The organism is Flaviramulus aquimarinus, from assembly GCF_039543205.1.
Lineage (GTDB): Bacteria > Bacteroidota > Bacteroidia > Flavobacteriales > Flavobacteriaceae > Flaviramulus_B > Flaviramulus_B aquimarinus.
This window is the reverse complement of the sequence record NZ_BAABJH010000002.1, coordinates 510,784-524,767: the sequence shown is the minus strand read 5'-3', so window position 1 is coordinate 524,767 and position 13,984 is coordinate 510,784. Positions and strand designations below refer to the sequence as shown.

The following is a 13,984-nucleotide window of genomic DNA, read 5'->3' as shown; positions in this document are numbered from 1 at the left end:
ACCGGTACACAACCAACCGCTCCAACAGGCTTGGAATGCTGGGAGACCGCTACTTTTAATAACATGACCTGTCTTTGGGAAGTCACTGGCACACAACCAACCGCTCCAACAGGTTTAGAATGCTGGGAGACCGCTACCTTTAATAACATGACCTGTCTTTGGGAAGTCACTGGCACACAACCAACTACTCCAACAGGCTTAGAATGCTGGGAGACCGCTACCTTTAATAACACGACCTGTGTTTGGGAAGTCACCGGGACACAGCCAACTGCTCCAACAGGCTTAGAATGCTGGGAAACCGCTACCTTTAATAACACGACCTGTCTTTGGGAAGTCACCGGTACACAACCAACCGCTCCAACAGGCTTGGAATGTTGGGAGACCGCTACCTTTAATAACACGACCTGTGTTTGGGAAGTCACCGGTACACAACCAACTGCTCCAACAGGCTTAGAATGTTGGGAAACCGCAAGCTTCAATAACACGACTTGTCTTTGGGAAGTCACTGGCACACAACCAACCGCTCCAACAGGCTTGGAATGTTGGGAGACCGCTACCTTCAATAACACGACTTGTCTTTGGGAAGTTACCGGGACACAACCAACTATACCAACCGCAGTGAACTGTTGGGACGATTACCAATTCAATGAAACATTATGTACATGGGAAAACTTAGGCACGCAACCTGTTCAGCCTCCAGTGTTAGATTGTCGGGATACGCCAATTTTTAACACAAGTAGTTGTGCTTGGGAGGTAGGAATTGCTCTACCTATAAGTGAAGAGGATGTAACATTTTGCGATGAAGAAATATTAATCTTAGAAGCTCAAACTAATATATCAAATCCTAGTTATGTCTGGAGTACGGGCGATATCAGTTATGAAATAGCTGTTCATGTTTCTGGAACTTACACAGTAGAAATCTCAGGAGATAATTGTTCTTTTGAAACAAAAAGCTTCAATGTTTCCAAACTTGAAACACCAAAAATAAAGGCGGTTGTTTCAGATGGTAATAATATTATTGTTACAACAACTAATGCAGGAGATTTTGAGTATTCTATTGATGGCATTATTTTTCAATCAAGTAATATATTTTCTAATGTAGAAGGAGGTTTTTACACGATTTTTGTTAAAGAAATTAATTGTGATAGTATTGTAACTATTGAACATTTACACTTCTTTATTCCAAGGTATTTTACTCCAAACGGTGATGGAACCCACGATACATTTAGTTTAAGCGGAATCGAATACTTCAGTTCGTCAGAAGTTTCCATTTTTGATCGCTATGGAAAGTTAATTAAATTTTCTAGGAACAGTCCTTTTTCATGGGATGGAACATTTAATAACCAAAACTTGCCTACTAATGATTATTGGTATGTTATCATCATAGAAGGCTATAAGTTTACAGGCAGTTTTACCTTAAAGCGTTAGTTAGATATTTTAAATCTTCTTTTAACCTCATTTATGGTTTTACTTAAAGATATTAAGGAGAGCTATTTATTAGTAATAGTACTAAAAATATTAAAATGTTCTAGATTATTCTTTAAACATTCCAATATATAATTCACCTTTATCACTCATAGAAACTCTAAATATTCTTTGGGGATTAAACTCCATGGTTGTTTTTTTTGGCAGCATCTAAACTTGCGCCATTTTTTTAGAATGCCATAACCTATGCGAATAGCTTCTTCTAGTTTTTGACGATATTCAGCTTCTTTTACAGCAGATAGGTTGTCTTTTCGAATATTCCCAGCGCCACCGATAAATAACAATTGAGAATTTAGCCTTTTAAGGTTCATTATGATTAATTTCTAAGAAGGGTTTTGTTTCATTTTCACAAGAATAAAAATGAGAATATAGACTAGTAAAACAATGCTTTTTTTTATGAAAAAAGGGATGTGCTAGCAACTAAAGTTAATGATTTTATCTTTATTGAATTTTAATAAAAACGACTTTAAATTAGTATATTCGCAAATAATTTAGACATAATTAATAAATCAATAATTAATGAATACAATAGCAACTGGTTTTGGGATAGACGAAGCTCTAAAAATTTTAGGGATAAAGGATGTTAATGAAGGGACTTCTACAGGCTTAAATAATTTTTCGAATGGAGATATTATCGAAAGCTATTCGCCAGTAGATGGGCAATTAATTGGAAAAGTAAAAGCGACTACGAGAGATGATTATGAAGCTGTAATGGGAGCAGCTACTTCAGCATTTAAAACATGGAGAATAATGCCTGCACCACAACGCGGTGAAATTGTTAGACAGTTTGGCGAAAAATTACGTGAAAAGAAAGAAGCCCTTGGCAAATTAGTGTCTTATGAAATGGGTAAAAGCTACCAAGAAGGTTTAGGAGAAGTGCAAGAAATGATTGATATCTGCGATTTTGCTGTGGGCTTATCACGTCAACTTCACGGTTTAACGATGCATTCAGAAAGACCTGGACATCGCATGTATGAGCAATATCATGCGCTTGGTGTTGTTGGTATTATTTCAGCATTTAATTTTCCAGTAGCTGTTTGGGCTTGGAATACGGCATTAGCATGGGTATGTGGCGATGTTTGTGTTTGGAAACCTTCCGAAAAAACACCTATATGTGGTATAGCTTGCCAAAATATAGTAGCAGAAGTTTTTGCTGAAAATAATTTACCTGAAGGTATTTCTTGTTTGATTAATGGTGATTATAAAGTTGGTGAGTTTATGACAAAAGACACTCGAGTTCCTTTAGTTTCAGCAACAGGTTCTACCAGAATGGGGAAAATTGTAGCCAAAGAAGTTGCAGGTCGTTTAGGCAAATCGCTTTTAGAATTAGGTGGAAATAATGCCATTATCGTAACACCAGATGCCGATATAAAAATGACTGTAATAGGTGCTGTTTTTGGAGCAGTTGGTACAGCAGGACAACGCTGTACATCAACACGTCGTTTAATTATTCACGATTCTATTTATGATAAAGTAAAAGAAGCTGTTGTTGATGCCTATAAGCAATTACGAATTGGAAATCCTTTGGATGAAAACAATCATGTAGGCCCATTAATTGACACCGATGCTGTAAAAATGTATAATAACGCATTGCAAAAAGTAGTTGAAGAAGGGGGAAATATTATTGTTGAAGGTGGTGTGCTTTCTGGTGAAGGCTATGAAAGTGGATGTTATGTAAAACCAGCCATAGCAGAAGCAAAGCCTAATTTTGAAATTGTACAACACGAAACTTTTGCACCTGTTTTATACTTGTTAAAATATTCGGGTCATGTTGAAAATGCCATTGATATTCAAAATGAAGTAGCTCAAGGCTTATCTTCGGCAATTATGACAAATAATTTACGAGAAGCAGAACGATTCTTATCCGTTCAAGGTTCTGATTGTGGAATTGCCAATGTTAATATTGGAACTTCTGGAGCGGAAATTGGCGGTGCTTTTGGTGGTGAAAAAGAAACTGGTGGCGGACGCGAATCAGGTTCTGATGCTTGGAAAGTATATATGCGTAGACAAACCAATACGATTAATTATACGACTGAATTACCTTTGGCTCAGGGTATTAAATTTGATTTGTAAGCCGATATATAATTATAGAATATTTTTATAAACCGTTTTAATTAAGAAACGGTTTTTTTGTATCTTAAAGATGCAGATTGGAATCAGCTTTTATTAAAAGGGGTAAACAACTTTGCTATATTTAACATTAAAGCATAAAAAAAACCTTGACTCTGATTTTAAAATCGATTTGGAGCACAAGGTTTATTAAAATGATTAATAGCAGTGCAAAAATGACTATTTTATCTATAAACACAAAACTTTAAAGTTAATTTAAGGTTAAGTTACTAAAGAGTTAGCTGTATTTTACTTTTCTTAATATTCTTAAAGATTCTTTATATAAACCATATATTTCAGGACTATAAGCTTTTAAGTATGGTTTTGATTCTTTTAATTTATCTAAAGCATCGTGGAATAAATTAAGGTAGCAAATCAGATACATGGCAGGTAGGTTCTTTAAATCTAATATTTCCCTTTTAGTAAGTGTAAGTCCTTTTTTTAGTTTTTCCAATAGTGCATTATTGGTATTGTAAATATGGTGTAATACTTTTTTATCAAATTGAGGAGGTTCAAATAAAAGTGTGGTTTCTATATTATAATGGGCATTGTCTTCAAAATCAATAATGGTTTCCTCTAATGGGTAATATTTGTTAGAGCCTTGGAGCCCGAGGTTTACATATTCAATAATTGTAAAACTATCGTCGGTAACCGAAATAGATACTTCGTCTAAGGTTGAAAAGAACAAGCGTACTTGCTCATTAATCAATTCAATATCAACTCTAGAAAAGAATACCTCTTTTTTAACCGTCTTTTTTTGTCCTGCCCAACACACTACAAAATACTCTTTAAAAACCTTGTATTGCGCATTAAAATCTTTTCGGCTGTTCATAAAATCGAACACCCCATTTAAAGTATGCTCAATATTGTTTTGTGCATGTTTTTCAATAGCTTCAACAATTTTAGAATTCACATCTTTAATTTCAACATCAAAAACTTTGGGCATGCTCATACTGCCATCTCTAAAAAACACAGAACCACCGTAATATTTCCAAATGTTTTTTCTGAGTGATGTAATCTTACCAGTAGGTCTAATGGTTACTAAACCAACAACCTTATCGTCAGGTAAATGCGGAAACGGAATATTTTCATATTGAACAATGGGCGGATGGCTTAAATAGGCATTAATGAGATTTTGTATTTTACTGTCATCAAAAAAATCGACCCCAATAATATTGTTGTCTTCATCGTCAACCCCAATTACTATAAAGGAATTGTTTTTTGGATTGCTATTGGAAAGTGCACAAATATGTTTTAAAAATTTAGCTTTCCCTTCCTTATGACTAATATCGATTTTTCGCTTTTTGTCATAAAAACTGTTCTCATCATTATGAGCTAAAAGGTGTTTTATGAGTAGACGTTTGTTAATCATAGGAACTTCCTAAAACAACCAAAATCGATTATTTGTTAAATTAATAAGAAGATAAAAATACTCAAAACGAGTTTAATAGTTTGTAGTCAAATAATAAATTATGTTTAAAGGGTATGACATTTTAATTCTAAGTTAGAAATTTTAAAATAGGTATAATTAAGATAAACTTATCATAATTATACGTTAAACACCGAAATCATTACATGTATTCATTTTTTTTAACCAATTTTTAACATGGTATCAATAAAAAATTTAACAATTTGCAATGCTCAAATAAGGACTGTATATTCGTGCCTTTTGCTAAAGCAAATTCAAGGATGAAAGGCATTAATTTTAATTAAATAAAAAATAATGGAAGAAACAGGTACAATTGATATTAAGACGATTAATGAGAAAATTGAAAAGGAAAGTGCTTTTGTTGATTTACTGATGCTAGAAATGAATAAAGTTATAGTAGGTCAAAAGCATATGGTAGAACGTTTGCTTATTGGTTTATTAGGTCAAGGACATATTTTGTTAGAAGGTGTTCCTGGATTAGCAAAAACATTAGCTATTAATACTTTGGCACAAGCCGTTGATGGGAGTTTTAGTAGAATACAGTTTACACCAGACTTATTACCTGCAGATGTTACGGGTACACTCATATATAACATGAAGGTTAATGATTTTTCGATAAAAAAAGGACCAATTTTTGCCAATTTTGTTTTAGCGGATGAGATTAACAGAGCGCCGGCAAAAGTACAATCGGCTTTATTAGAAGCTATGCAGGAAAAACAAGTAACCATTGGCGATGAAACATTTAAGTTAGACAAGCCATTTTTAGTAATGGCAACCCAAAATCCAGTTGAGCAAGAAGGAACATATCCTTTACCGGAAGCACAGGTAGACCGTTTTATGTTGAAAACCGTTATAGATTATCCTAAAATTGAAGAGGAACAACTTATTATGAGAGCCAACCTTAAAAGTGCTTGGGATAAAGTAAATCCTGTGGTTTCAGTATCTCAAATATTAAAAGCTCAAGAAGTTGTTCGTGAAGTGTACATGGACGAAAAAATTGAAAAGTATATATTGGATATCATATTTGCTACACGTTATCCTGAAAAATATAGATTGCCAGATTTAAAACCATTAATTTCATTTGGCGCATCACCGCGTGGAAGTATCAATTTAGCTACAGCGGCCAAATGCTATGCCTTTATTAAACGTCGCGGGTATGTTATTCCTGAAGATGTTCGTGCCGTAGTTTACGATGTGCTAAGGCACAGAATAGGCATTACTTATGAAGCCGAAGCCGAAAATGTAACTTCAGAAGACATAATCAACAAAATTGTAAACGAGATAGAGGTACCATAGGATTTTAGATTTAAGAATAACGAATTACGATTTGTGATTTCTTTAAATAAAGAAATCGTAAATCACAAATCTTCAATCGTAAATTGAAAAATGGACACTAAAGAATTACTGAAAAAAGTTCGTAAAATAGAGATTAAGACACGTCGGTTGTCTGATCATATCTTTGGAGGTGAATATCATTCAACCTTTAAGGGACGCGGTATGACTTTTAGTGAAGTACGTCAATATCAGTTTGGTGATGATGTTAGAAACATAGATTGGAATGTTACAGCACGTTATAACGCACCTTATGTCAAAGTATTTGAAGAAGAACGTGAATTAACCATGATGCTTATGGTTGATGTGTCAGGTTCTGAATTATTTGGTACAGTACAGCAATTTAAAAACGAAGTGGTCACCGAAATTGCTGCAACTTTAGCATTTTCAGCAACACAAAATAACGATAAAATAGGGCTAATTTTATTTTCAGATAAAGTAGAATTGTACATTCCGCCAAAAAAAGGACGTTCGCATGTACTTCGTATTATTCGTGAATTGATTGAATTTCAGCCCGAAAGTAGACAAACCGATTTAGCAGAAGCTTTAAAATTCATGCAAAATGTAATCAAGAAAAAAGCCATAGTATTTGTGCTGTCTGATTTTATTGCCGACGATTATCGTCAAACCATGAAAATTGTTTCCGGTAAGCATGATGTTACAGGAATCCGAGTTTATGATAAATATGAAGAAGAAATTCCGAATTTAGGCATGGTACAAATGCAAGATGAAGAGACAGGAGAACTCATGTTGGTAAATACATCTTCAAAAACAGTAAGGCGTAATTATGGTAAATTTTACATTGAAAAAGTGAACTATTACAAAGAGAGTTTTACTAAATCTGGAGCTGGCGCTATTGATTGTCGTGTTGATGAAAGTTATGTAAAAAAGCTATTGGGATATTTTAAAAAAAGAGGTTAATCTTAGTTAAAAGTTAAAAGTTAAAAGTTAAAAGTGATAAGTATAAAGTTTAAAAATAGAAATTTTAATAGAATGAAGCTATTTGTCTTTGGATATAGATGCTCATCAACCTTTTTTACTTTTGCCTTCTGCCTTTTTACTTTTGCTTTACACGCTCAAGTATCATCAACTATAGATTCAATGTCTATAAAAATTGGTGAACAGATTACATATCAGATTCAAGTTGAAGCAGATACAACAAAACTAGTTGTTTTTCCAGAAGGACAAACCTTTTTGCCTTTAGAGGTTGTAGAAGCCTATAAAATAGATACTACAAAAAATAAAGACAAATATAACCTGATAAGAAAATATGGCTTGACACAATTTGACTCAGGATCGTATACCATACCAAGACAAAAAATTATAATTGGCGATAAAACATTTTTTACCGATTCGTTAAAAGTTGAGATAAATGACGTTGTTGTAGATACTACAAAAGGGATTTACGATATAAAACCTATTATAGCTGTAGAAAAAACAAGTAGTAACTGGTGGATATATTTACTATATGTTTTAGTAATAATTGGAGCCATAGGGTTTTTATTGTATTGGTTTATTTGGAGAAAAAAGCCATTATCTGAAGAAGAACAAATAGCTTTACTGCCACCTTATGATAGAGCTAAACTAGCCCTTAAGAAATTAGACGAAAGCCATTATTTAGAACACGAAAATTTAAAAGATTATTATTCAGAACTTACATTCATCATTAGAAAGTATCTTGATGAGAAAGTTTACGACCACGCTTTAGAAAGTACTACAGATGAATTAATCAATCGCCTTAATTTACTAAAAGAAGGCAATCAAGTCGATTTAAGTAAAGACGATATTAAAAACCTAGAAAGCATTTTAAAACGAGCCGATTTAGTAAAATTTGCAAAGTCTGCTCCAGATATAGAACTCGCAAAAATTGATAGAGATACTATTGATGTAGAAATAGACCATGTAAAAGAAGCATTGCCTGAGCCAACAGAAGAAGAAAAGCTTTTAGATGAAAAATACAGAGAAGCGCAAGAACGTAAAAAGAAGCGCAACAAAGTTATATTAACCGTAGCCTTAAGCATCTTTTTATTAATAGTAACGGTTGTTGGGTTTTCATTAAAATATGGATTTGGTTACGTGAAGGACACGATTATAGGACATGACAGTAAAGAACTCCTAGAAGGAGAATGGGTAACTAGTGCTTACGGCTTTCCACCAGTAACTATCACAACACCTAAGGTTTTAAAACGAGTGACTCCAGAGTTGCCTGAGGAGATGAAACAACAAATAGACTTAACAGTATTTGGCTATGGTAGTTTGATTGATAAATTTAATGTAGCCGTTTCAACCACAAAGATTAAAAATTTAGGAGACAAAGAAATTGACCTACAACAAGCTATAGATGGGAATTTAAAAACATTTGAAACAGCAGGTGCACAAAATATTATTACCAAAAAAGATAAGTTTGAAACACCCAATGGAGCAGAAGGACTAAAGGTATATGGAACATTGGACATGGCGGTTCCTAACTCCGATCAAGTTGAAAAAGGCAAGTATACCATTCTAGCATTCACAGCCGAAAATGTAGTACAGCAAATTATACTTGCTTGGAAAGAAAACGATGTTTATGCAGATCAAATAGTAGAACGTATTTTAAATTCAGTTGAACTTAAAGAACTAGAAGAATAATGTTTGAGGGCATAGAATTTTTAAATAAAGAATTTTTCTGGTTGCTGTTGGCGCTTCCATTGGCTGTACTTTGGTATATTCTAAAATACAAAAAACAAACAGCAGAACTTAAAATATCAAGTTTAAAAGGCTTTAAGCTTACCAATTCCTGGTTGCCAAAATTAAGACATCTTCTATTTGTTTTACGACTAGCAGCATTAGCCTTACTTATTATAGCATTAGCAAGACCACAATCTGTTGATGTATCTACCAAAACAAAAACAACTCGAGGAATAGATATCGTTATGGCAATAGATGTTTCGGCTAGTATGTTGGCTAAAGACTTATCACCAAATAGATTAGAAGCCTTAAAAAAAGTAGCAGCAGAATTTATAAAAGGCAGGCCAAATGATAGAATAGGACTGGTAGAATATGCAGGAGAAAGCTATACCAAAACACCAATTACTAGTGATAAATCTATTGTATTAAGGTCGCTTAGAAGTATAAAGTACAATACAATAATAGAAGGCGGTACCGCTATAGGTATGGGTTTAGCAACATCGGTAAATAGATTAAAAGATAGTAAAGCCACAAGTAAAGTTATTATTTTATTAACAGACGGGGTAAATAACTCAGGGTTTATAGACCCAAAAATAGCCAGTGAATTAGCCGTTGAGTATGGTATCAAAACGTATACTATCGGTTTAGGAACAAACGGAATGGCATTATCTCCCGTTGCAATTTTACCCAATGGTAACTTTCAGTACGGACGCATACAAGTAGAGATTGACGAAACTTTACTTAAGGAAATAGCAGAAGTTACAGGAGGCAAATATTTTAGAGCAACAAACAATAAAAAACTTGAAGAAATTTACGATGAAATAAACAAGTTAGAAAAAACAGAAATAGAAGAATTTAAGTTCTATAATTACGAAGAAAAATATCGCCCGTTAGTCATTTTAGCAGGCTTATTATTACTACTGGAATTATTGTTACGCAATACTATTTTCAGAAGCTTCGTATAAGTTAAGTTTTTTCATTCTTATGAAAACGAAAATCTCATAATTTGAAAAGAGAAATAAGAACATAGAATAAAAATAAGGTGCGTGGTAAACAAATAAACAGTTCCATGAAAAACAAATAAATAAGTAATGTATCAATTAGAAGAAAAAATATGGCTTTGGACATTAGGAATTATTCCAGTAATAATCCTACTCTTTTTGATACTTCAATTTTGGAGATACAGAACACAAAATAAATTTGCGGACAAACAATTACTAAAAAAATTAAGCCCAAATAGGTCTGTATTCAAAGGCGCCCTAAAAGTCTTTGTTTTAAGCTTAGCCTTTCTTTGTTTAACAATTGCCCTTATAAACCCAAAAATTGGAACAAAATTAGAAACCGTTAAACGTGAAGGCGTAGATATTGTTTTTGCAATAGATGTTTCTAAAAGTATGTTAGCCGAAGATATTGCGCCCAACCGATTAGAAAAATCAAAACAACTTGTTACCCAAATCATTAATAATTTAGCAAGTGACCGTATAGGCATCATTGCCTATGCTGGAAAAGCATTTCCACAATTACCAATAACAACCGATTATGCATCGGCTAAAATGTTTTTACAAAGCATGAATACCGATATGCTATCATCACAAGGAACTGCCATAAACGAGGCCATTAAATTGGCTAAAACCTATTTTGATGATGAAGAGCAAACAAATCGCGTGCTTATTATTATTTCAGATGGCGAAGATCATAGCGAAGAAGCAGCAGCCATTGCTGAAGAAGCCCATGAAGAAGGCATTAGAATTTTTACAATAGGTGTTGGAGACATAAAAGGCGGACCCATACCAGAAAAACGAAATGGAATTGTTTTAAACTATAAAAAAGATAATCAAGGCGAAACCGTTATCACGCGGCTAAATGAAGAAACGCTTCAAAATATTGCTAATGAAGCCAACGGGGCATATATTAATGGAAAAAACACAAAAGATGTTGTAGCAAACATCCGTGAGATTTTAAACGGAATGGATAAAACAGAATTTGAAGCAAAACAATTTGCAGATTTTAAAGATCAGTTTCAATGGTTTTTAGGATTTGGTATTTTCTTTTTACTATTAGATGTTTTCTTGCTAGAACGAAAAACAGCATGGTTAAAAAAATTGAATTTATTTAATGAGAATTTTTAATTGAAAATGGAATTCTTGCGAAGACAGAAACTTAATAAGTTGAAACAATTAATAATTTTTATAAATTCTTTAACGAACAAAAAATCTAAGTTTTATATCTTAGAATTTAGTATAAAATAAAAATGAAAAATATAGTATACCTTATAGTAATGTTTCTCGGTTTATTTTCTTTTGCCCAAGAAAATAAGGCACAATTACAAGCTTTAAAAAAAGCTAATAATTATGTTTACGAAGGAAATGTATTAAAAGAAGATGACAATTTTGTTTCTGCAGAAATGGCCTATAGAAAAGCCATTTCAGAACAACCTTCTACTGTTACAGGAACCTATAATTTAGGAAATTCCTATTACGAAAAAGGGAATTATGACGAAGCGTTGTACAGGCATCTGCAAGCTGTAGAAGCATCTACTTCAAAAGCAGAAAAGCATAAAGTATTTCATAATATCGGAAATATTTTTATGAAAAACGAAAAATATAAAGAAGCTGTTGAAGCTTATAAAAATGCATTAAGAAATGATCCTACAGATGAAGAAACGCGTTACAATTTGGCTGTAGCTAAGAAAAAGTTGAAAGAACAAGAAGACAAACAAGACAAAAATAAGGACGATAAAGATAAAGAGGACAAGGATAATAAAGACGATAAAGAAAACGAAGACAAAAAGGAAAATCAAGATAAAGATAAAGAAGGCGACGATAAAGAGGATAAAAAGGATAAAGGCGACGAAGAAAAGAAAGAAGACGAAAAAAAGGACGATGAAGGTAAGCCTAAAGATGAAAAAAAGGATAAAAGCGACGAAGAGAAAAAGAAAGAGCAACAAAAACCTAAGCCACAACCTGGTCAGTTGTCACCACAACAAATAAAAAGTTTGTTAGAAGCCATGAATAATCAAGAGCAGAAAGTTCAAGAAAAAATGAATGCTGAAAAACAAAAAGGAGTTAAAATAAAGACTGAAAAAGATTGGTAATAAAAGTTTGAAGCTTGAAGAATGTAGTTTGAAGAAAAAAGATAATCATTTTGTCATTCCTGCGTAGGCAAGAATCCACTTTGAAAATAAAATGAAAACAATAAAACACATAACCCTATTACTATTTATACTAGCTACAAGTGTGGTTTCAGCACAAGTAAAGTTTGAAGCTAAAGTAAGTAAGCAAAAGCTAGGTATAAATGAACGTTTGCGTGTTGATTTTGAAATGAATCAAGATGGTGATAACTTCAATCCGCCAAGTTTTTCGGGTTTTACAGTTGTGGGTGGACCAAATCAATCCGTAAGTAATTCATGGATTAATGGAGTTCGTACATACAAAAAAACATACAGTTATTTTTTAGCACCAAAACAGCGAGGAAACTTTATAATATCCCAAGCAACTATAACTATTGATGGGGAAAGTTTTAAAACAACACCAGTAAAAATTCAAGTTACAGGAGCCGTTGATATTCCAAAAGACCCCAATGACCCTACGTATTTGGCATCAGAAAACATTCATTTAGTTGCTGAGGTTTCAAAAACAAACCCATATTTAAACGAAGCAATAACCGTAGTGTATAAACTATATGTGTCGCCTAAAATAGCAGTTGATAATTGGAATGAAATAGATAGCCCACGATACAACGATTTTTGGAGCCAGGCCATAAACACACAAGGACAAAAGGTTCAAAATGGCACCTATAATGGTCAAGATTATCGCTATTTAGTCTTACGAAAAGCCGTATTATATCCTCAAAAAATAGGCAAGCTAAACATAGAACCGTTAAGTTTAAATATAGCATTACGAGTACCAACAAAAAGACGGGATATTTTTGGAAGTCTTTTAATGACACGTGTTAACAAAACCGTATCAGCAGGAAATAAAACAATACAAGTAAAACCTTTGCCAGAAGTTGGTAAACCAGTAGATTTTACAGGAGCTGTAGGGAGTTTTAGTTTTGATGTCACGGCTTCAAAAACAGAATTAGATGCATCAGAATCTTTACAGTTAAAAGTAAGTGCAACAGGAAATGGAAATTTAAAACTCTTTAAACTACCTAAAATATCACTACCAAGTTCTTTGGAAGTTTATGAACCAGAGCATAAAGAGAGTGTAAAAACAAATTTAACAGGTATGAAAGGTCGTATTTCAGACAGTTATACCATAGTGCCTCAGTACAAAGGAAAGTATCCCATACCGAGCATTTCTTTTTCCTATTTTGATTTAAAAACAGAATCATATAAACGTTTATCTTCTGATGAAATTGTCATTAATGTTTTAAACGGACCTTCAAATAGTACAAATACTAGTGAGGTAAGTGCCGTTTCAAATAATAATAAACAACCCGTGGTTTTAAATAATGACCAGTTTGCATTTATTAAAACAAAAACAGATTTTCAAACCATCAAGCCAAGCCATTTCTTTAAAACGAGTTTGTTTTGGAACTTGTTATTATTACCGTTTTTAGCAATTCCATTAGCTATTGTTATTAGACGAAAAAAAGCAAGTAGAGATGCCGATGTTTATGGAAACAGAATCAGAAAAGCAGATAAACTAGCTAGAAAATATTTAAGCAGTGCAAAAAAATCTTTGGGCAAAAAAGAAGTATTCTATGTAGCTCTTGAGAAAGCATTACACAATTATTTAAAAGCAAAATTGCATATTGAAACCAATGAGTTAAGTAAAGATAAGATTAATAGTTTACTAAAAGAAAAGCAGGTAAACAATGAGGTTATTAAAAGTTTTGGTAGCATATTACAAAATTGTGAGCTGGCACGTTACACCCCTATAGATATCGTAACTATGCAAGAAGATTATAAAAAAGCAGCAAAAACAATTGCTTTAATAGATAAACAAGCACGTTAAA

The 13,984-nt window shown here is 33.1% G+C and carries 11 protein-coding genes; 9 read left to right on the top strand and 2 right to left on the bottom strand.

All coding sequences use genetic code 11. From position 1 onward, the window contains the following. A partial coding sequence (locus ABD941_RS10635) for a T9SS type B sorting domain-containing protein (protein ID WP_345274113.1) occupies positions 1 to 1,428 on the top strand: 1,428 nt, incomplete at its 5' end. 146 nt (positions 1,429 to 1,574) lie between these two features. Here the strand turns inward: ABD941_RS10635 and ABD941_RS10630 are convergent. Then, positions 1,575 to 1,796, bottom strand: a complete 222-nt coding sequence (locus tag ABD941_RS10630) for a hypothetical protein (RefSeq protein WP_345274112.1) — start codon at positions 1,794 to 1,796, stop codon at positions 1,575 to 1,577. 208 nt (positions 1,797 to 2,004) lie between these two features. Between ABD941_RS10630 and amaB the strand changes: the two genes are divergently transcribed. Further along, a complete protein-coding gene (gene amaB / locus ABD941_RS10625) occupies positions 2,005 to 3,558 on the top strand; it encodes an L-piperidine-6-carboxylate dehydrogenase (RefSeq protein WP_345274111.1) in 1,554 nt (517 codons plus the stop codon). A gap of 274 nt (positions 3,559 to 3,832) precedes the next feature. On the opposite strand, the gene ABD941_RS10620 is transcribed toward amaB, so the two are convergent. Further along, positions 3,833 to 4,966 carry an ATP-binding protein gene (locus ABD941_RS10620; protein ID WP_345274110.1) on the bottom strand — a complete coding sequence of 378 codons (1,134 nt, stop codon included), beginning with the start codon at positions 4,964 to 4,966 and terminating at the stop codon, positions 3,833 to 3,835. A gap of 351 nt (positions 4,967 to 5,317) precedes the next feature. On the opposite strand from ABD941_RS10620, the gene ABD941_RS10615 reads away from it, so the two are divergent. The 7 genes from ABD941_RS10615 to ABD941_RS10585 all read left to right on the top strand — a co-directional run bounded on the left by ABD941_RS10615 (position 5,318) and on the right by ABD941_RS10585 (position 13,983). Next, entirely contained in the window at positions 5,318 to 6,319 is a 1,002-nt protein-coding gene (locus ABD941_RS10615) for an AAA family ATPase (RefSeq protein ID WP_345274109.1), read from the top strand. A 90-nt stretch (positions 6,320 to 6,409) separates the two neighbouring features. Next, a complete protein-coding gene (locus ABD941_RS10610; protein ID WP_345274108.1) occupies positions 6,410 to 7,276 on the top strand; it encodes a DUF58 domain-containing protein in 867 nt (288 codons plus the stop codon). Positions 7,277 to 7,348: 72 nt separating this feature from the next. Beyond that, a complete protein-coding gene (locus tag ABD941_RS10605; protein ID WP_345274107.1) occupies positions 7,349 to 8,983 on the top strand; it encodes a hypothetical protein in 1,635 nt (544 codons plus the stop codon). Then, the gene (locus ABD941_RS10600) at positions 8,983 to 9,987 is read left to right on the top strand and encodes a vWA domain-containing protein (RefSeq protein WP_345274106.1); all 1,005 of its coding nucleotides are present in this window, start codon (positions 8,983 to 8,985) and stop codon (positions 9,985 to 9,987) included. Before ABD941_RS10605 ends, ABD941_RS10600 begins: the two co-directional genes overlap by 1 nt. 126 nt (positions 9,988 to 10,113) lie before the next feature. Continuing rightward, positions 10,114 to 11,151, top strand: coding sequence for a vWA domain-containing protein (locus ABD941_RS10595; RefSeq protein WP_345274105.1), 1,038 nt, complete (start codon positions 10,114 to 10,116; stop codon positions 11,149 to 11,151). A gap of 122 nt (positions 11,152 to 11,273) precedes the next feature. Beyond that, positions 11,274 to 12,116 (top strand): tetratricopeptide repeat protein, encoded by an 843-nt coding sequence (locus ABD941_RS10590; protein WP_345274104.1) that lies wholly within the window; start codon positions 11,274 to 11,276, stop codon positions 12,114 to 12,116. 91 nt (positions 12,117 to 12,207) lie between these two features. Next, complete coding sequence (locus tag ABD941_RS10585; protein ID WP_345274103.1) at positions 12,208 to 13,983, top strand: BatD family protein; 1,776 nt, start codon at positions 12,208 to 12,210, stop codon at positions 13,981 to 13,983. Position 13,984 lies beyond the last annotated feature (1 nt).

What these genes read in the sequence shown, in the direction of transcription:
- ABD941_RS10630 (WP_345274112.1), bottom strand. Translation starts at nt 1,796, where the DNA reads ATGAACCTTAAAAGGCTAAATTCTCAATTGTTATTTATCGGTGGCGCT.
- amaB (WP_345274111.1), top strand. Translation starts at nt 2,005, where the DNA reads ATGAATACAATAGCAACTGGTTTTGGGATAGACGAAGCTCTAAAAATT.
- ABD941_RS10620 (WP_345274110.1), bottom strand. Translation starts at nt 4,966, where the DNA reads ATGATTAACAAACGTCTACTCATAAAACACCTTTTAGCTCATAATGAT.
- ABD941_RS10615 (WP_345274109.1), top strand. Translation starts at nt 5,318, where the DNA reads ATGGAAGAAACAGGTACAATTGATATTAAGACGATTAATGAGAAAATT.
- ABD941_RS10610 (WP_345274108.1), top strand. Translation starts at nt 6,410, where the DNA reads ATGGACACTAAAGAATTACTGAAAAAAGTTCGTAAAATAGAGATTAAG.
- ABD941_RS10605 (WP_345274107.1), top strand. Translation starts at nt 7,349, where the DNA reads ATGAAGCTATTTGTCTTTGGATATAGATGCTCATCAACCTTTTTTACT.
- ABD941_RS10600 (WP_345274106.1), top strand. Translation starts at nt 8,983, where the DNA reads ATGTTTGAGGGCATAGAATTTTTAAATAAAGAATTTTTCTGGTTGCTG.
- ABD941_RS10595 (WP_345274105.1), top strand. Translation starts at nt 10,114, where the DNA reads ATGTATCAATTAGAAGAAAAAATATGGCTTTGGACATTAGGAATTATT.
- ABD941_RS10590 (WP_345274104.1), top strand. Translation starts at nt 11,274, where the DNA reads ATGAAAAATATAGTATACCTTATAGTAATGTTTCTCGGTTTATTTTCT.
- ABD941_RS10585 (WP_345274103.1), top strand. Translation starts at nt 12,208, where the DNA reads ATGAAAACAATAAAACACATAACCCTATTACTATTTATACTAGCTACA.